Source organism: Peribacillus sp. FSL E2-0159, assembly GCF_038643155.1.
Classification (GTDB): Bacteria; Bacillota; Bacilli; order Bacillales; family DSM-1321; genus Peribacillus; species Peribacillus simplex.
Map to the genome: position 1 here is coordinate 2,252,666 of NZ_CP152053.1, position 17,552 is coordinate 2,270,217.

Annotated in this window: 22 protein-coding genes and 1 rRNA gene; 21 read left to right on the plus strand and 2 right to left on the minus strand. The window is 34.4% G+C overall.

Annotated features, from left to right (window positions below; genetic code table 11):
* Positions 1-299: 299 nt before the first annotated feature.
* From NYE63_RS11145 to NYE63_RS11185, 9 genes are all read left to right on the plus strand, one after another.
* Complete coding sequence (locus NYE63_RS11145; protein ID WP_342605168.1) at positions 300-815, plus strand: sigma-70 family RNA polymerase sigma factor; 516 nt, start codon at positions 300-302, stop codon at positions 813-815.
* Positions 805-1,851 carry a DUF4030 domain-containing protein gene (locus NYE63_RS11150; protein ID WP_342605169.1) on the plus strand — a complete coding sequence of 349 codons (1,047 nt, stop codon included), beginning with the start codon at positions 805-807 and terminating at the stop codon, positions 1,849-1,851. The genes NYE63_RS11145 and NYE63_RS11150 overlap by 11 nt, the downstream gene beginning before the upstream one ends.
* Positions 1,852-2,255: 404 nt before the next feature.
* The gene (locus NYE63_RS11155) at positions 2,256-2,750 is read left to right on the plus strand and encodes a hypothetical protein (protein WP_342605170.1); all 495 of its coding nucleotides are present in this window, start codon (positions 2,256-2,258) and stop codon (positions 2,748-2,750) included.
* A gap of 196 nt (positions 2,751-2,946) precedes the next feature.
* The gene (locus tag NYE63_RS11160; RefSeq protein ID WP_342605171.1) at positions 2,947-3,321 is read left to right on the plus strand and encodes a hypothetical protein; all 375 of its coding nucleotides are present in this window, start codon (positions 2,947-2,949) and stop codon (positions 3,319-3,321) included.
* 176 nt (positions 3,322-3,497) lie between these two features.
* A complete protein-coding gene (locus NYE63_RS11165; RefSeq protein WP_342605172.1) occupies positions 3,498-3,731 on the plus strand; it encodes a DUF3953 domain-containing protein in 234 nt (77 codons plus the stop codon).
* A 141-nt stretch (positions 3,732-3,872) separates the two neighbouring features.
* A complete protein-coding gene (locus tag NYE63_RS11170) occupies positions 3,873-4,052 on the plus strand; it encodes a hypothetical protein (RefSeq protein WP_342605173.1) in 180 nt (59 codons plus the stop codon).
* A 216-nt stretch (positions 4,053-4,268) separates the two neighbouring features.
* Positions 4,269-4,601 (plus strand): hypothetical protein, encoded by a 333-nt coding sequence (locus NYE63_RS11175; protein ID WP_342605174.1) that lies wholly within the window; start codon positions 4,269-4,271, stop codon positions 4,599-4,601.
* A gap of 376 nt (positions 4,602-4,977) precedes the next feature.
* A complete protein-coding gene (locus tag NYE63_RS11180; RefSeq protein WP_342605175.1) occupies positions 4,978-5,580 on the plus strand; it encodes a DUF6241 domain-containing protein in 603 nt (200 codons plus the stop codon).
* Between the two features lie 323 nt (positions 5,581-5,903).
* Positions 5,904-6,176 carry a hypothetical protein gene (locus tag NYE63_RS11185; RefSeq protein WP_342605176.1) on the plus strand — a complete coding sequence of 91 codons (273 nt, stop codon included), beginning with the start codon at positions 5,904-5,906 and terminating at the stop codon, positions 6,174-6,176.
* 272 nt (positions 6,177-6,448) lie between these two features.
* On the opposite strand, the gene NYE63_RS11190 is transcribed toward NYE63_RS11185, so the two are convergent.
* Both NYE63_RS11190 and NYE63_RS11195 read right to left on the minus strand, forming a co-directional pair.
* Positions 6,449-7,438: an anti sigma factor C-terminal domain-containing protein gene (locus NYE63_RS11190; protein ID WP_342605177.1), complete on the minus strand. Its 990-nt coding sequence runs from the start codon at positions 7,436-7,438 to the stop codon at positions 6,449-6,451.
* On the minus strand, positions 7,431-7,931 hold the full coding sequence (locus NYE63_RS11195; protein WP_342605178.1) for a sigma-70 family RNA polymerase sigma factor: 501 nt from the start codon (positions 7,929-7,931) through the stop codon (positions 7,431-7,433). The genes NYE63_RS11190 and NYE63_RS11195 overlap by 8 nt, the downstream gene beginning before the upstream one ends.
* Before the next feature lie 568 nt (positions 7,932-8,499).
* On the opposite strand from NYE63_RS11195, the gene NYE63_RS11200 reads away from it, so the two are divergent.
* From NYE63_RS11200 to NYE63_RS11255, 12 genes are all read left to right on the plus strand, one after another.
* Positions 8,500-8,634 carry a hypothetical protein gene (locus NYE63_RS11200; RefSeq protein WP_342605179.1) on the plus strand — a complete coding sequence of 45 codons (135 nt, stop codon included), beginning with the start codon at positions 8,500-8,502 and terminating at the stop codon, positions 8,632-8,634.
* Between the two features lie 236 nt (positions 8,635-8,870).
* Complete coding sequence (locus NYE63_RS11205; RefSeq protein WP_342603074.1) at positions 8,871-10,166, plus strand: IS110 family transposase; 1,296 nt, start codon at positions 8,871-8,873, stop codon at positions 10,164-10,166.
* A 454-nt stretch (positions 10,167-10,620) separates the two neighbouring features.
* Entirely contained in the window at positions 10,621-10,995 is a 375-nt protein-coding gene (locus NYE63_RS11210; protein ID WP_342605180.1) for a hypothetical protein, read from the plus strand.
* 123 nt (positions 10,996-11,118) lie between these two features.
* Positions 11,119-11,286 carry a hypothetical protein gene (locus NYE63_RS11215; protein ID WP_185152130.1) on the plus strand — a complete coding sequence of 56 codons (168 nt, stop codon included), beginning with the start codon at positions 11,119-11,121 and terminating at the stop codon, positions 11,284-11,286.
* Between the two features lie 161 nt (positions 11,287-11,447).
* Positions 11,448-11,993: a GrpB family protein gene (locus NYE63_RS11220; protein ID WP_342605181.1), complete on the plus strand. Its 546-nt coding sequence runs from the start codon at positions 11,448-11,450 to the stop codon at positions 11,991-11,993.
* 278 nt (positions 11,994-12,271) lie between these two features.
* Entirely contained in the window at positions 12,272-12,484 is a 213-nt protein-coding gene (locus tag NYE63_RS11225) for a helix-turn-helix transcriptional regulator (RefSeq protein ID WP_342605182.1), read from the plus strand.
* The gene (locus NYE63_RS11230) at positions 12,474-12,899 is read left to right on the plus strand and encodes a hypothetical protein (RefSeq protein ID WP_342605183.1); all 426 of its coding nucleotides are present in this window, start codon (positions 12,474-12,476) and stop codon (positions 12,897-12,899) included. Before NYE63_RS11225 ends, NYE63_RS11230 begins: the two co-directional genes overlap by 11 nt.
* 222 nt (positions 12,900-13,121) lie before the next feature.
* Entirely contained in the window at positions 13,122-13,484 is a 363-nt protein-coding gene (locus NYE63_RS11235) for a hypothetical protein (RefSeq protein ID WP_342605184.1), read from the plus strand.
* 201 nt (positions 13,485-13,685) lie between these two features.
* Positions 13,686-14,099, plus strand: a complete 414-nt coding sequence (locus tag NYE63_RS11240) for a hypothetical protein (protein WP_342605185.1) — start codon at positions 13,686-13,688, stop codon at positions 14,097-14,099.
* Between the two features lie 176 nt (positions 14,100-14,275).
* Positions 14,276-14,476: a hypothetical protein gene (locus tag NYE63_RS11245; RefSeq protein WP_340890432.1), complete on the plus strand. Its 201-nt coding sequence runs from the start codon at positions 14,276-14,278 to the stop codon at positions 14,474-14,476.
* Positions 14,477-14,620: 144 nt separating this feature from the next.
* Positions 14,621-15,055, plus strand: a complete 435-nt coding sequence (locus NYE63_RS11250; protein ID WP_342605186.1) for a hypothetical protein — start codon at positions 14,621-14,623, stop codon at positions 15,053-15,055.
* A gap of 896 nt (positions 15,056-15,951) precedes the next feature.
* Positions 15,952-17,502, plus strand: a 16S ribosomal RNA gene (locus tag NYE63_RS11255).
* The last annotated feature ends 50 nt before the right edge of the window (positions 17,503-17,552 follow it).

A 17,552-nucleotide genomic window follows, 5' to 3' on the forward strand; every position in this document is an offset into this window, starting at 1 on the left:
TTTACATCCAAAAAATGTCTTAGCGTATATTATCCGCGTTTTGACGGCAGGACCCCAAGTAACAGAAGAATATTCCCCATATAAAAAAGTAACCCTTCCAAGACGAAGGGTTACTTTTTTATATGGGAAATCGTACACTAAGAAAGCTTAAAAGGAGAAAAAAGAAAAAAAACTTAGACCAAATGTCAATATCATCCGTCTTATATATAAGTACAAAAATTAGGAGATGTAAAAGGATGCGTAGGTTTATACAGAAATGCATTTAAAAGGGTACATGCTGTAAATTAGTGGAGGTATTTATGGATAACAATAATGAATATACAACAGATAAAGATGATGCATTTTTAAAACTTTTTAAACAATACGAAAAGGATGTGTATAGGATTGCTTATGTTTATCTCAAGAATAAATCAGATGCCTTAGACATTGTTCAGGAAACTGCTTATAAAACGTACTTGAAATTTGAAACTTTGGAAAAGGAAAGTTCACTGAAAAGTTGGATTATAAAAACAGCAATAAATTCTGCTATTGATCTATTACGAAAAAATAAAAAAATCATATCAATAGAAACTAAAAATATAAAATCAATTTTTGTAGAAAACGATATTTCGTTATCTATTTCTCTACAAAACTTATTAACTTTAATAAATGAAGATGAAAAAACGGTATTATTATTAAAATATTATCAAGGTTACACTTTTAAAGAAATATCCGAGTTTCTAGATATACCAATTAGTACAGTTAAGTCAGGACTATATAAAAGCTTAAAAAAAATGCGGAAATATTCAAGGAGGTCAGATTTTTATGGATTTTAAAATAAAAAAAGAAATAGAAAAGATAGATATTCCAAATGAATTACATGATTTCGTAAAATTAGGAATAATACAAGCAAAGGAAGAGACACAAACTTTGGTACCTTCGTTTGAGAAGAAGCCCGTTAAGAAACGCTGGAGTCAAAAAAAGAAATTTACATACTTAACGTTAGCTTCAATTATGATGGTTGGTCTTTTCATTAGTACTGCGTTTATATCGCCTGCAATGGCAACTATAGCATCTCAAATTCCATATTTGAATCAAATATTCCATTCAGATTCAATATTGGATTCAGTCTCTCAAATTATTGATGAGGAAGGGATTCAAGTGAGTTCTTCAGGTGTAAGGTACCTCCCTAAAAAGGAAGTATATATCGTTCTGGATGGACCTAAAGATTATTACAATGATACTAAAGGGGAGTTAGAACTTAAAATCAAAGAGTTATTAGCTGCAAAAGACTTTGATGCATATTCAATTAATATTACTCAGGAAGAGTCCCATGTTTCTGAGCAAAAAGAAAAAAAAGAAATTGAAAATCTATCTAACAAGTTAGAAGATAATTTAAATAAATTAGGATATCAGGATATAAATATTAGTATTGATCCATCAGAAGAGGCAATATTAATAAATTTAAACTTATCTGTAAAAAATCACAAACAAGCACAGAATGAAATAGAAAAGGAAGCTCGAAAAATAACTAACAATAATAGTACTTATAAGTATTATGATATTAAAATAGCCAATACTAAAGTGGAAGTAATAAAAGCTGGTAAAGGTGCAGAAATTGCACCTATTCTTGAAGAAGGATTATTGTCTAAAAAGGAATTTAAGGTAACAAGTATTGGGTATACCACGGATTCTCTAACTTTTTCAATCTATACTTCAATAGATAGTACAGATTCAAAATCTAGGGAATCAATTAAGACACTTAAAAATACTATAAATGAATTTTTACAATCTAAAGAAATAAAGACAATAGTTGAGGGTGAACCAGTTACTATAAAAATTTTCAATAAAGACAATAAAATAATTAATTAAGAATTATGAAAATAAAAATGAAGTAAAAAAAAGTTGTTCATCAAAATCAAAACGCTTTTATTGAATTTACAATGATATCAGAAGCAAAGGAATATAGGGAGACTCAAATATTAGAGAAGCAACTCGCTAAACAACATATTATTTAAGGAAATCATAACCTACTGACACCTGAACATAATAAAAAATAGATAAGTGAGGACTTGTACTTCAATAATTGAGGTTGCTACGGCAACCTTTTTCTTGTGGAACTAAAGGGGCAGGTTAGTTCTGCAAAGTGTTTCTGGGTTAAATTGGGATGGACTACAGATAATGAATTGTTCAGCAAGAATCTCACGGGATTAAATGGTAAATTAAATTAAAATAGTACGCGTATGGTATATACATTCATTAAGGGGAAATTGATAATGAATAAAAAATTTTATTGTTTATTTATTGTACTGATGTTTATATTATTTGGGTGTTCAAAAGACCAGTCCTTCGATAGTTTCTTTCAGTCAAAAATGAACGAAATGGAGGGTAAAGGAAAATATTCGCTGATTCAAAAAATGGAAAATGAAAATAATGCTCTTGCTGTCTTTACTACCGAAGACAATAAAAAGATATACATAGCTTACATGGAGAAAATAGATAGGAAATGGGAATGGAGAAAAACAAGAGGTACAGAATGGGAGACACCTCAAAAGTGGTCAGTAATGGATACAGCTCCATACATTTATTCTGGGGCAATATCAGACCCCTCAATTTCAAAGGTCCTTGTCGGAAATGATGAAGCAGAAATCATTGAAGTAAAGGGGAATAATCGTTTTTGGTATTTTACCGGTAAAACAATGGATGAAAAAGTTACTACTATTAAAGTAGATGGTTCAGAGGAAATATTAAATGAATTTGAGTTTAGTTAAATAAAGTGTTCTTAAAGAACTAACGGGTGCTTTAGTTCATTAACAGGGGTTACTGCCGGCAGCCTTTTTCTTATGGCACTAACGGGGTAGGCTTGCTTAATGAAAAATATTCCAAACTCTGTTTAATTCCAAATTAATTAATAATGTTAAACTTATCCTATGGGACTAAATAACTTGAGAGTTGGGAGTAGTTTATTTGTTAAAATCGAAAGCATTTAGAATAATAGTACTAATATTAATTCTATTTTCCATCTTTATAATTCAAAAAAGAGATGTGATATTTCAGGAAGGAAACCCTATACCTTTTGCTGTAGCTATATCTAAAATAATTATTCAGGATAAAGAAATTACTGAAGTAAAAGGAACAGAGGAAGTGGGGGGGATTTACGGATATTTAGTAAAACGTGGGGAAATGAAGCCTTTCATTAAAATGATGGAAAAGGAAGGCTGGGATTTCGAAGAAAGAAACGAGATATCAAATGCTTTAGTGTTTAATAAAGGTGATGTTACCACAAGTATTGGTTATCAATATTATACAAGATACTACACAATAATTTATTATTCTCCTTGAACTAACGGGTGCTTTACTTCAATAAGGGAGTTGCCTAGGCAGCTCTTTTTCTTATGGAACTAAAGGGGCAGGATAGTTAAAGAAGGAATTTCCATTTTCTACACAAATGAAAATGTGTAAATGGTATGATTAAATTTCAAATTGTACCGACTTAATTCTTAGGGGGAAATATATTCTTGAAAATAGTTAGAGTTACCTTAGCGATAATTGTTATTGCTTTATCAGCCTATCAGCTAATTACTGAAAATTTTGAGTTGATGCCGTATTCTATGTTGTTCTTGGGGGCAACTATGTTAGTGACTGGATTAGCCGAACTTCAAAAGGATAGAAAAAGATTTTGGGGGTATATGAGCATTGTTGTCTCTTTATTTCTTTTCTTTGTTTCCATACAGGGTTTCTTAATTAACTAGCGAGTGCGTTAGCTGAAGATCGGAGCTGTCTTTAAGGCAGCTTTTTCTTATGGAACTAACGGGGCAGGTTACTTCAACAAGAAATGTGGGTTTTCTGGTAAAATAAAGGGAATAATTGATTATTTGTTTGGGGGATTTTTGGTGGAGGGTATCATACCTATTGTTTTTTATATTGTTGGGATATTTATTCTATATATAGTTATAGAAACAGCAGTAAGGAAAGGTATTAACAGTTCAATAATTGGTCAATTTCTTGAAAAGAAGTATGGAATTAAAGAAGATAAAAAGTCTTTTCTTGATGATGATTTAGATAATGGATAAATATAACGGATTTTTAAGCTAACAGGTGCTTTACTTCAATAAGGCAGTTGCTGCGGCAGCCTTTTCTTATGGCACTAACGGGGTAGTTTAATAAGAGAGAAGCCTATTTTATGTCGCTTTTGATCATCTTAATACCAGATAGTTCTACAGATAGATAAATATGATAAAGTTAAAAAGGATGTAAAAGAGACAGAATTTTGGACAAGGAGATATAAAGTGAAGAAATTAAAAAAACGGGTTTTTCTAGGGTTAGGTGTGCTGATGGCCGTGTATCTACTTTTTGTAGTCTATGATTACTTAGACAATCAGAAAAAGGAAGAGCAGAGCCGAGCATTCATGGAAGAAAGCAATAAGGTATTTAATCAATATGATATTAGAGCGCTCGGAGTCAATCCAGATAACAAAAAGATTAAAGTCCATGTGCCGATAGAGGAAGAACAACGGAATGAACTAGCCTATTCTTTGGCTCAAATCGCCCAAAAGCATGACATGGAGGATTATGAAGTCATAGTTAGAGCTATAAGAGATGGGTACCCAATTGCCAATTGAAAGCCTTGTGAAGGATTGTACTTAAACTAACGGGTGCGTTAGCTGAAGATCGGAGCTGCCTTTAAGGCAGCCTTTTTCTTATGGCACTAAAGGGGCAGGTTAGTTCATTAAGCTTGGAAACTTTTCAATTTGTACCAGAACCACACAAGGTCTTGAACAGGAAGGAAGAGAAATGCAGAAGTAACAACAACGTCTTCAGCAACAAAAAACAAAAGGCAATGGGAAATGGAAAAGTCGTCAAAACCCATAGGAAATAGAAAAATTCAAGGATAATAGTTAAGGTATCTGTTATGATAGTAAATGTAAACTTTGCCCAAAAGAGGAAGTAACTAAAACGAAGCATGAATAATCAAGGTGCAATCTGGAGGAATTTATTATGAAAAAGAAAATTATGTATGGAACACTTGGCGCAGCATTATTAGCTTTTGGAACTTACGCTTCTCTATCTTATAACAGCCCTATCGCAGAAGCTCAAGCTGAACCCAACGGCAAAATTGTAGCAGATGCTGAAAATACTCAAACTGCAGAAGTTGATTACAAACTTAGTAGTGAAGAACTTCAAAAAGCTCAAAAGGAAATCGGTAAAGTTAACCACGAAGAAGATGTCATCGCTAGAATGATAGAAATGACACTTCAAAAAGTTAATTTCGGTGGAGAATCGGAAACTCCTAGAGGTGTTGATCCTAATTCTATTAATAGAGCTCAAATGACTAAAGGCAACATCCAATACTTGAAAAATCAATTAGACTCTATTGAAATCAGTCGTCTTACTAAAACTGACGGATATGAAAAAATGTTAGATAAATGGGCCGAAGGTAATTTTGACCAAGTTGATAAAGATGCAGAAAGCCTAGTAAGTTTCTTATCCGAGCCTTACGGTAAATATGAAGGCGATAAAGTAGGGAAGAAAGGCTTTTTACAAGAGGAAAACTACGTTAAAAAAATGTTTGGTGAGAATTCACTGAAATTCCAACAATAATCTTCAGATGATAAGCTACGAGAAATCGCGGCTTATTTCTTTGTTTATATTTAATAGGGATTTTAATGTGCGATTTTTCTTCTTTTCATAGAGAAAAAAATACCCTTCTTCAACTATCGGGTGTCTTAGGCTGAAGATCAGAGCTGTCTATAAGGCAGCTTTTTCTTTATGCCACTAACGGGGCAGGATAGTTCCACAAGCACAGTGTATTCGTACTGTGTGGTTTGATATTCAAGCAAACTCTTATTATTGTTAAAATACGGTAGTGTTAATTTTTTTAAGGGCACAAATTTTTATAATCTAATTCATAAGGAGCAATTGTTATGCAAAAAATACCTGGACTTATATCCATTCTAATCCCGTCTGTTTTAACATTATTGATCATTAACTTTTTATTTGATATCGTATTGTTGAAAATTCAAGGAATGCCACTCGTGTTTCCGTTTATCTTGTGTCCTATAGGAGCTGCATTAGGGTTTGTAGGATATAAAATGAATCGGGATAAACTTTCATTGGTTGGGATAATCTTTAACATCGTTTTATTTGTGTTCCCAATCGTATATAACATTATCGGTATACTCACACAAGGTGCATAAAGTTTAGTGAAAAAGGAATGGATTATTCCAAACCTCTATTTTAGAGATATATCGCACAGTTTGTGTCAACTCTACAATAAGGCAGGTTGCTGAGGCTGTCTTTTCTTATGGAACTAACGGGGCAGTTTAGCTCAAGAAGAGTGCCAAAGGCGTTGATCAAAAATACTATGCGAGTTTACATAGGAGATCGATTTTATTGAAAAAGGATCTTCCATTGGAAGATCCTTTAATATGTCTCCTCAACTAAGTTATCTTAGTTAAAAGTGTGTAATTTAATAAATATCAACAGTAGCCCCAATAAGAGAGGCTCTAATAATATCTATATTATTAAACCGTTCTAACTCTTTTGGTGTCCCTGTAACTACAGCTCCACTAATACGAATATCGCTAACTTTTGGTGATGACTTTTCATTAATACTATTAGCTAATTTCTTTACTTTGCTTTGATAGTTTCCATCCTCCAAACTAAGCGTTTTAATGATATTTAGAAAGAATTGTCCTCCTATTTCAAAATCCGAATCCATTACTTCAAAACCATATGCAGATCCTCCACCTTGTGTAATAGCATGTCTTTCGTTTTCTTTCATAAGTGCTTCCTTTTTATACTCCTTTACTTGAGCATCAGTAGATGTGTCTACCCACAACCAATTAACATTATCTGTTCCAAGGATCTTTGATGCTTCATGAAGGGTTAGAGGCTTTTTAAATGATAGAGCTACTTCTACTATCTTATTATTACCTAATTCTGTCGCAGCAGTTATCTCCTTTGGAAGATAGGTATATGTAAGTTGCGGGAAGTAAAATTCAATTTCTCTCTCTCCATTAAGCTGATTAAAATTTACGTACCTTTTTTCTCTTTCACTAAATATTTTTGTTTCAATACCACTTTCATTAATCCTTCTTTTTCCAAATAACGGTATTGTTACACTATCTGTATCCCACAATATGACTCTATCCCCAATTTGCTTCTCATATGCTATTTCCTGAGTATAACTAAAAAGATTTGAATCGGAAGGACTTGCACTTCCAGCATAAGTATTAGCTCCGTGAATTAGACTATAATTTAATGAATCATCATTAGATATACGTTTTTCGATTATCTGTTGACTCCCTATATAAATTACTGCTAACAAAAATATTGTTGTAATTGTTGTTATTATGAAATATTTAACAGTTTGTTTTCTTTTAGCCTTTTTCATTACATTTTGAAAAGAAGATTTACTAGTAAAATCAATCTCATCAGTAGTGTTTTTTTCACTCATTGTTATTCCTCCTATAATATTTGACAAATTGTTTCCTCGCTCTAAATAGGTTGGTTTTTACCATCCCAATACTCATATCAAGTAACTTGGATATCTCTTCATATTTTAGATCCCGCTGATACTTTAATAGAATCATCTCTCTGTATTGTGGCTTTAATTTTAATAACACTTTTTGAACTTCTGAACGCTGTTCTTTCTGTAATATTATTTCTTCTGGTAAATCTTTAGATAACAAAGCTATTTGTTCTTGGTTTAAATCAAGTTCCTCTCGTTTAAGCTTTCTGTATTGGTCATGGTGAAAATTTAAAGCTACACGTATTAACCAACTCCGGGTCTTAGATATATCTATTGAATCGTAGTAAAGAAGAAATCGATAGGCTGATTCTTGAACAATATCTTCAGCATCTTCATGTGAGACTCCTAATTTACGTAGATAACGATAAACAATATTAAGTTCGGCATTTAATTCTTGAATTTTCTTCGAATTGTTCATCGCTGTCCTCCCGTAAATAAGACGTACAAGATAGAAAAAAGTTAACACTTTATTTTAAATTTATTTTCATTTCTCCTTATCAACTAATGAACTAACGGGTGCGTTAGCTGAAGATCGGAGCTGTCTTTAAGACAGCTTTTTTCTTATGGAACTAACGGGGCAGGTTAGTTCAACAAGCATAGTGTATTCAAACTGTTCATTAAACTCAAAATTCCCTACTGCAAATCTTCATAATAACAACCTCAAATCCATAAAATTGTTTATAAAGATTTATTAAAAATTAGCCATAATTAAACAACCAAGTATCAACCTAAAAGGAGTTGGTTAATTGTTAAATCTATTCCTAGAGTTTTTTTATATTTTGGTTACTATAGCTGACGCACTTATTTCTTATTTTCGGGATAAAAACAAGAAAAAAACCAGATAGTTACTCTTTTAACGTCACAATATGTGTCAGCTCTACAATAAGCCTTATTGAACTAAAGGGCAGGATAGTTGAAGAGTGCTGTTTGACCTTTATTCAACAATTGGGCCAGATTGTTTAGTAGTTTTAGGGAGGTATTAAAATATGGAATTGTTTACTTTTTTTGTTTTTCCAGCATTCACTTTAGGTGGAATAGCTTTAGGGCTCGCCCTTCACTCAATCAAAAAAATAAAGAACATGGAAAGGAGAGTTGAGGAATTAGAAAATAAAAATAAATAAATCTATGACTTTTGTCAATAAAGTGTCCCAGCTAAACTTTAAGTGGATTTTCACAATGATTATTCCATAAAAGGGCGCGATTCTTTAATAAGGATCGCTTTTCTTATTGAACAAACGGGGCAGCATTCCTGTAATAACTGAAAATGAGGTTTGAACGATAAAAGACCTCTTGATAAGATGAATGTGTCCTGAGCTGGCCAGCTAAAAAGGACAAAAACATCTATCGGAGGCCTCAAATGAATTATAACCAAAATCATAAAATCACTCAAATTACTTTTGAAACCTTAATTGTCGGAGTAGACATCGCCAAACACAATCATGTCGCGAGAGCACAAGATTATAGAGGAATGGAATTGGGTAAAACGTGTTTCTTTGAAAATACGAAAGCAGGATTTCATTCGTTTCTAGATTGGATTAACCACCTAGTTAAAGCGTGTAAGTTAAATCAAGTGATTGTAGGCATGGAGCCAACCGGTCACTACTGGTTAAATCTAGCTCATCTCCTGAAAGAGAATAATATTAAGTTCGTATCTGTCAATCCACTACATGTTAAACGAAGTAAAGAATTAGACGATAATTCACCTACAAAGAATGACGTGAAAGATGCAAAAGTCATAGCACAGTTAGTCAAAGACGGAAGATACGCCGAACCAACAATTCCACAAGGAATTTATGCAGAACTCAGAGTGGCCAAAAAACTTCGCGATCTTCTCAACGTTGACTTACAGGTCGTTCAGGGACAAGTTCATAACTGGCTTGATCGTTACTTTCCCGAATTTTTGACGGTGTTCAAAAGTTGGGAAGGCAAGGCAGCTATTCATTTTCTAAAGCTAGAAGCCTTGCCACATGAACTTGTAAAGTATACGGATGAAGAGCTCTTACTTTCCTTAAGACAAGTGGTAAAACGCAGTATAGGCTTAAAGAAGATACGAGCACTTAAAGAAGCAGCCAATCGTTCGATTGGTATTCGTCAAGGGGCAGCTATGGCGAAATTAGAGTTGAGAGCTTTACTAGAGAAGTATGATTTTATTCAAATGAAATTCGAAGAATTAGATCATCAATTAGATCAGTTATTAGACCATATCCCAGGTGTCACACAGATGTTAGAGGTGTCAGGGATTGGTCGGGATACAGTAGCAGGTTTTTTCGCAGAGGTCGGCGACCTCAGAGACTATCAACATCCTCGCCAAATTGTAAAATTAGCAGGTTTAAGTTTAAAAGAGAACACATCCGGAAAGCACAAAGGTCAGACCAAGATTACCAAACGGGGCCGAAAGAAATTGAGGGCTCTCTTATTCCGAGCATCCATGATACTGGTGGCAAAGAACAAGGCTTTTAAAGCCCTTCATATCTATTACACAACACGTTCTCACAATCCCTTAAAGAAAATGCAATCTCTGATAGCCTTGTGTAACAAGCTTATTCGAATTCTGTTTTCAATCGGTAAAAAACAATTTACGTTTCAAGAAGATAAGATGTTAAAGGATATCCCTCATATGGAAACATTTGTAGCACATCAAACAGTCGCATAGATTATTGAATTTTAAGGTTACAAGTCATTTAATTAACACTCATTTAAAAGTGAAGCACGGATTAGTCGGCAAAGCAACTAACGTGAGGACTTAGATCCTGTGGGGCAGCATGACCGACATCCACCTCATGGAAAGGTTGAACGAAGGAATGTAGGAGCATCGACTCTGTGAGACATGGGAGGGTTGACCTCCATGAGACATGTGGATATCCAAAAGTGCGATCATAACATTGATTAAACCAATTTTTTCCTATAATTGGCTAGTTTAGCATACACTTTTTTCGATAAATCCCTATCCTTGAGGAGTAATGCCGAGCTTACATAGATAACGGTTAATGATATGACTATGAAATCCTAAGAATTCTAGAGCAATCGTGAGATTGTGTTTAGTTTATTGAGGGAGGTTAGCTCAACAAGAAAATGTTAAAATGGGAGTTGAAAGGTGTTGATGTTGAGTGTATGTATTCCCAGAAGAAAACGAATTTCTTTCGTTGTTTGAGTGTGAACCTACATTATTTGATACCACTGCGAAAGATTTACCATTTTATTATAATAAAGCAACATATCAATTTTCTAATGGAGAGGAAGACTTTATTGTTACACTTTCTCCATCTTACGGTGAAGTAAAAATACAAGTAACCCAACCGACTTCAAATAAATTGTTATCACTTTTGGATTTAAAACGAGTTGACAAATTTGAGATTACAGCAGACAAAAAGGAACTTTCAAGTGTACTTTTAACGGTTCTGAATGAGGATTCCCAACAAACAATAGAAATTGATTTTAAGCCGAAATATAAACTGATTTTTAGAGAACATGATATGCGGTAAAAACACAGTCTTGTTCAACTAACGGGGCAGGTTACTTGAAGAAGAGCTATGTTAAAAGTTCAACTAATTTTACTAATTTATGGTAACGTTAAATTAATGAATTTTATTAGGGGAGCTAAAATTATGGGTATTATAGTTTCAATCTTTTACGGCTTTGTTGGTTTAGTTATTCTATTTTTTATTGTTCAATATGCCATTAGTAGTGGGATTGACAATTCTAAAGAAGTTAAGGCTTTTCGGTCCGAACTTAAAGAAATAAAAAAACAACTCAAAGATTTAGGTGGAAAATAAACACATAAGCAATTTTTCTTATTCAAGAAATGGGTGCGTTAGCTGAAGATCGGAGCTGTCTTTAAGGCTGCTTTTTCTTTTATCGAGGCAGGTTTGTAAAAGAATGCAAGTACAAAGATTTTTCTGAAACTGAAAAAATTAAAATCTTGAGGGAGAGTAAAATGAAAGATATTCATGATGAAAGCACATGGCCGGTTTGGGCTAATGAGACAATAGACATTGTCGAACCAAATCCCAAGTGGGTAGAAAAAGGTAATCAGGAAAAAGCACTTCTTCATAATCTCCTTTCAACTTTCGGCATAACGGAAATTCAACATTATGGCAGTACATCTATTCCAAATTTACCAGCTAAACCAATCATTGATTTAATGGCTAAAATTGATTCATTTCAAAAAATAAAAGAAATATCTTCATTATTAGCTAATCACGACTGGAATTATGTACCACCTAACTTAGACAATCGACCTTGGCAAAGATTTTTTGTGAAAGTAATTAACGACAAACGAGTAGTACATTTACATATTTTACTTGAGGGAGAAGAACGGTGGGATAATCAGCTACTTTTTCGTGAGTTATTACGGACTAATCAGCAGTTTATTGATGAATACGCTATTCTTAAAAGAAATTTAGCAAAAAAATATAGCAATGATCGTGAAGCGTACACTAAAGCAAAAACAGAATTTATCAATTATGTTCTTAAATCTTAGTTGCGAATTAATATAAGTTTGTGAAGAAATGTACTTAAACTATCGGGTGCGTTAGTTCATTTAGGAACACAAAAATGATTAAACTTTGTTTCAAAGCTACGGCATAAACGATTATTTCTAAGATGAGAAAACCCCTTGGCCGACAAGGGGTTTTAGTTTTGATTGGTTCCTTTAAGAGTGATTATGTTATTTGTTTTTTTATGGAAAGTAAACTTTACATATATACCTTTTTATGTTAATTTTATGGAAAGTTTACTTTCCGTATTAGAGGTGGTTAGTTGAAAAATAAGCTAGAAATAATCCGAAAACAGCATGGAGTTAAACAGGAGGAACTTGCCGCAGCCTTAGAGGTATCTAGACAAACGATTGGGTCTTTAGGAAATGGGCGATATAACCCTTCAATAATTCTAGCTTTTAAGATTGCACGTTATTTTAATTTAAGCATTGAAGAAATTTTTATCTACGAGGAGGAAATAAATAATGAAAAATAAGGCACTTTGGATTTTAACCTTCAGTGGAATTGTCTTAATATCATTTGGAATATTCGTAACTTTTCCTGTGGCAAATGAGATTCGTTCCATATTTATCCGTCCGGATCTAGTTTCCATAGCTATTATTTTTACTGGGGTCTTTCTCACCTTTTCTGGAGTAACATCTATTTCAAGTGAAAGATTTAAAACTAAAGCACAAGAGATTGAAGAAAATGATGAGCGTAATATAAAAATCAATCAATTTGCAAAGTCTAAAGCCTTTGATTTTATGTCCATTTTATTTGGTATTGGTTTATTATTTTTAGCATTACTAGGTTATATGAATAAGGTGTCTTTTTTCTTTTTAATTGGTTTGTATTTTATTAGTTATTTTTATTTTCTTTATCAAAACTGGCTAATCAGAAAAGCTATTTAACCTAATTACGGCTATCAATGTTTTATACAAATCGAGCCGACGGACTATAAAGGACCTAACTATAATGTGTCCATGAAACTATACTAACCCCATAATGTGCTTTACTTTAATAAGGGAGTTGCTTTTGCAGTTCATTTTCTTATGGAACTAAAGGGGCAGGTTAGTTCAACAAAGACTGATATAATATGAAAAACATTAAAATATGAAAAGGGCGGACAATGAATGGATAATGATGTTGGACTTGATTTCTTTATTGGAAATACAATAAAAGAAACACAATACTTAGAAGAATCCGTTAAATTTAATGAAGAGTTGCAGGGTTATCTTCAGATTAAGGAAGAATACGGTAAAAGATATAGGGAAAAGGGACCTTTCGATTTGCTTATAGGGTTAGACCAATATGGTGATAAAATATTTTCAACGCAAGAAATAAATCAGTTAGTAAACATTTGCGAGGGTATAGTTATTAAATACAAAACAGATAATTTATACGGGCAAAAAATAAAACAATTTGCTGAAAAATTAATCGAACTTTGCAAAGAAGCATTACTGAAAAACAATTTAATAGTAGCAATTGGCGATTAAAATACAGGTTAGCAAGATTGTGAAGGTTTGTACTTAAACTAACGGGTGCGTTAGCTGAAGATCGGAGCTGTCTTTAAGGCAGCTTTTTTTTATGGAACTAAAGGGGCAGTTTAGTTGCAGAAAGATTATATGTTACTTTTGACCATTTAAAAGTAAAATAAGGAATGTATAATTCACATCTCAGAAGTACAGGAGGATTTGATGAGGTTTCTTATTAGTATTTGTATAGTTCTAATACTGTTATCTGGTTGTTCAAATAAGAATGAACAAGTTATTTCTATTCAAAAAAACGCAGGTAAAAACTATACATTTTTAGCTTATAAAGAGCATTTTGAAAGTAACAAAACACAAAAAGTAATGGAAATACTGAACAAACCAGACTGGGAAAAATCAGAATTGAATTTGGATAATGAACGTAACCCAGATTATAAATTTTATTTTAATAAACATGAAAGAGGAAAAAAAATAGTAGTTTATTCAGTTTGGCTTAGTCCCAAAAAAGATAAATTACAATTAACGAAAAATGACGGAAATGATTATATGGAATTAAACAAAGATGACTCTAAGTTAATATTTGAAACTATAACAGATTATGAAAATTTAACTTTGAATTAAAAGAGGGGTATTTTTAACAAAGGGACAGTATTGTATTTTCTTCAGCTAAAGGATTTTTTTATTAAATAATCGAGGTTGCTGCGGCAACCTTTTTCTTATGGCACTAACGGGGCAGAATAGTTCAAGAAAGATAACAAAAAATATTAGTGAATATGTTTGGCATGAAAGGAAAAGTAATGGATAAGGTAAAACTTTATTTAAAATATCGAAAGAAATCATATCTTTTAAATACTGCACTTTTTATTGCAGGTTTCATTGTTGTTATCTTTATATTTGGACCTCCGAAGTATTATGTTGTCCCCATTTTATCAATGATAACGGCTTATGGTTTTTTAGAGTTTGTAGAATATAAACGTTGGAAAAAAGAAAATTATTGAGTTTAGCATCCTCAACTAACGGTTGCTTTACTTCAATAAGGAAGGTTGCTGAGGCAGCCTTTTCTTATGGCACTAACGGGGCAGGTTAGTTCCATAAGAAAATAATTATCCAATTTATGTTAATATGATAAGCGAGGTGAAGAAATGAATATTGAGAAAGAAATCAGGCAATTAAAATATCAAATTAAACTACTTAAATTTATGGTTAATGGCGATGAATTTCCTTTTTTTATGTATGCTTTGGATAATGAATTCGAGGAAACTCAAGTCAATGCTTTAATGAAGATAATATTAGCTTTCGATTACCGTCTAAACGAGGGTAGTGATAATATCTACCATAGTTATCACGAGTTAAACAAAGATGATGAATCGTTAAAGACGTTGTTAAAAACCTATCAAATTGACACCTACGAGATATACAAAACTGAATTACCAAGTATCTCAGAGTTCAAACATTACTTGAACTGTATCTTTGCTGATAAAGAAATAAATGTAAAACACTTTATCTTAAATTTAAAAAGACAATCAATTCATAAGGAACTATGTGATTATCTATTGAACCAATTAGAAGGACTTTAACCAAGATAAGTTATTCAATTAACGGGTGCGATTCTTCATTAAGAATGATCGCTTTTTCTTATGCAGCTAAAGGGGCAGGTTAGTTTTATATGAAATATCTACTATGGATGAATCAAACAGAAAAAAATAGAGGTTATCGAGGGTTTCTCGACAGCCTAAGGAGCTTTTCAGCTCCTTTTTATTTTTGCGATTACACTTCTTTTTTTGCATATATTCTGTTAATTAATCCGACTATGCTAATAAAAATCATGGCAGCCACATTAGTAGCTATATTAAATTGTTCATTATCACTAAAAACATTAACAACGCAAACTACGAAAAAAATAACTAATAAGATGTTTTTGAAGTTATTTGCAATAGTTTTGATAGTAAACATCCTTTCTTTATTATCATAATTCTATTATATATAGCGAAGATTGTGAAGAAATGCACTTAAACTAACGGGTGCGTTAGTTGATTAAGGAACATTAAAATGATCAATCTTTTTTATAAAAGAATAATCCAATTAAATAGTATAAGGGCATGTTTTGATAAAATCTTCAGTATAGTGCATCCCAGTTGATTAATTTAATGATGAAACACGTACGGTGGTTTTGTTGTATTCATTAACAAGAGGGTTTCAAGAGGAAAGTGTTATTAGAGATTCTTATTTTACGGATTAAATGTTGACACTAAAGAAAAATAGCAGTATGATAATGAAGTCGCCTAATTAATGAGCGATTTTTACAAAAGAAATACTTCGTAGAAGTTGACAACTATTCAACGTTATGTTAAGATGAATTAGTTGAAAAAACCTACAACAAATTGCTCTTTGAAAACTGAACAAAACAAAGCGCCAACGTTAAATTTTTAGTGAGCACACACTATCAAAAAAGCAAATGAGCAAGTCAAACATTTCTTCGGAGAGTTTGATCCTGGCTCAGGACGAACGCTGGCGGCGTGCCTAATACATGCAAGTCGAGCGAATCGATGGGAGCTTGCTCCCTGAGATTAGCGGCGGACGGGTGAGTAACACGTGGGCAACCTGCCTATAAGACTGGGATAACTTCGGGAAACCGGAGCTAATACCGGATACGTTCTTTTCTCGCATGAGAGAAGATGGAAAGACGGTTTACGCTGTCACTTATAGATGGGCCCGCGGCGCATTAGCTAGTTGGTGAGGTAATGGCTCACCAAGGCGACGATGCGTAGCCGACCTGAGAGGGTGATCGGCCACACTGGGACTGAGACACGGCCCAGACTCCTACGGGAGGCAGCAGTAGGGAATCTTCCGCAATGGACGAAAGTCTGACGGAGCAACGCCGCGTGAACGAAGAAGGCCTTCGGGTCGTAAAGTTCTGTTGTTAGGGAAGAACAAGTACCAGAGTAACTGCTGGTACCTTGACGGTACCTAACCAGAAAGCCACGGCTAACTACGTGCCAGCAGCCGCGGTAATACGTAGGTGGCAAGCGTTGTCCGGAATTATTGGGCGTAAAGCGCGCGCAGGTGGTTCCTTAAGTCTGATGTGAAAGCCCACGGCTCAACCGTGGAGGGTCATTGGAAACTGGGGAACTTGAGTGCAGAAGAGGAAAGTGGAATTCCAAGTGTAGCGGTGAAATGCGTAGAGATTTGGAGGAACACCAGTGGCGAAGGCGACTTTCTGGTCTGTAACTGACACTGAGGCGCGAAAGCGTGGGGAGCAAACAGGATTAGATACCCTGGTAGTCCACGCCGTAAACGATGAGTGCTAAGTGTTAGAGGGTTTCCGCCCTTTAGTGCTGCAGCTAACGCATTAAGCACTCCGCCTGGGGAGTACGGCCGCAAGGCTGAAACTCAAAGGAATTGACGGGGGCCCGCACAAGCGGTGGAGCATGTGGTTTAATTCGAAGCAACGCGAAGAACCTTACCAGGTCTTGACATCCTCTGACAACCCTAGAGATAGGGCTTTCCCCTTCGGGGGACAGAGTGACAGGTGGTGCATGGTTGTCGTCAGCTCGTGTCGTGAGATGTTGGGTTAAGTCCCGCAACGAGCGCAACCCTTGATCTTAGTTGCCAGCATTCAGTTGGGCACTCTAAGGTGACTGCCGGTGACAAACCGGAGGAAGGTGGGGATGACGTCAAATCATCATGCCCCTTATGACCTGGGCTACACACGTGCTACAATGGATGGTACAAAGGGCTGCAAACCTGCGAAGGTAAGCGAATCCCATAAAGCCATTCTCAGTTCGGATTGTAGGCTGCAACTCGCCTACATGAAGCCGGAATCGCTAGTAATCGCGGATCAGCATGCCGCGGTGAATACGTTCCCGGGCCTTGTACACACCGCCCGTCACACCACGAGAGTTTGTAACACCCGAAGTCGGTGAGGTAACCTTTATGGAGCCAGCCGCCTAAGGTGGGACAGATGATTGGGGTGAAGTCGTAACAAGGTAGCCGTATCGGAAGGTGCGGCTGGATCACCTCCTTTCTAAGGATAATTACGAGAGCGCTTTTGTTTTGTTCAGTTTTGAATGAGTA

Excerpts from the sequence above, each read along its gene's own strand:
- NYE63_RS11205 (WP_342603074.1), top strand. The coding sequence starts at position 8,871 with ATGAATTATAACCAAAATCATAAAATCACTCAAATTACTTTTGAAACC.
- NYE63_RS11180 (WP_342605175.1), top strand. The coding sequence starts at position 4,978 with ATGAAAAAGAAAATTATGTATGGAACACTTGGCGCAGCATTATTAGCT.
- NYE63_RS11245 (WP_340890432.1), top strand. The coding sequence starts at position 14,276 with ATGGATAAGGTAAAACTTTATTTAAAATATCGAAAGAAATCATATCTT.
- NYE63_RS11240 (WP_342605185.1), top strand. The coding sequence starts at position 13,686 with ATGAGGTTTCTTATTAGTATTTGTATAGTTCTAATACTGTTATCTGGT.
- NYE63_RS11155 (WP_342605170.1), top strand. The coding sequence starts at position 2,256 with ATGAATAAAAAATTTTATTGTTTATTTATTGTACTGATGTTTATATTA.
- NYE63_RS11250 (WP_342605186.1), top strand. The coding sequence starts at position 14,621 with ATGAATATTGAGAAAGAAATCAGGCAATTAAAATATCAAATTAAACTA.
- NYE63_RS11235 (WP_342605184.1), top strand. The coding sequence starts at position 13,122 with ATGGATAATGATGTTGGACTTGATTTCTTTATTGGAAATACAATAAAA.
- NYE63_RS11215 (WP_185152130.1), top strand. The coding sequence starts at position 11,119 with ATGGGTATTATAGTTTCAATCTTTTACGGCTTTGTTGGTTTAGTTATT.
- NYE63_RS11185 (WP_342605176.1), top strand. The coding sequence starts at position 5,904 with ATGCAAAAAATACCTGGACTTATATCCATTCTAATCCCGTCTGTTTTA.
- NYE63_RS11230 (WP_342605183.1), top strand. The coding sequence starts at position 12,474 with ATGAAAAATAAGGCACTTTGGATTTTAACCTTCAGTGGAATTGTCTTA.
- NYE63_RS11220 (WP_342605181.1), top strand. The coding sequence starts at position 11,448 with ATGAAAGATATTCATGATGAAAGCACATGGCCGGTTTGGGCTAATGAG.
- NYE63_RS11150 (WP_342605169.1), top strand. The coding sequence starts at position 805 with ATGGATTTTAAAATAAAAAAAGAAATAGAAAAGATAGATATTCCAAAT.
- NYE63_RS11145 (WP_342605168.1), top strand. The coding sequence starts at position 300 with ATGGATAACAATAATGAATATACAACAGATAAAGATGATGCATTTTTA.
- NYE63_RS11190 (WP_342605177.1), bottom strand. The coding sequence starts at position 7,438 with ATGAGTGAAAAAAACACTACTGATGAGATTGATTTTACTAGTAAATCT.
- NYE63_RS11195 (WP_342605178.1), bottom strand. The coding sequence starts at position 7,931 with ATGAACAATTCGAAGAAAATTCAAGAATTAAATGCCGAACTTAATATT.
- NYE63_RS11200 (WP_342605179.1), top strand. The coding sequence starts at position 8,500 with ATGGAATTGTTTACTTTTTTTGTTTTTCCAGCATTCACTTTAGGTGGA.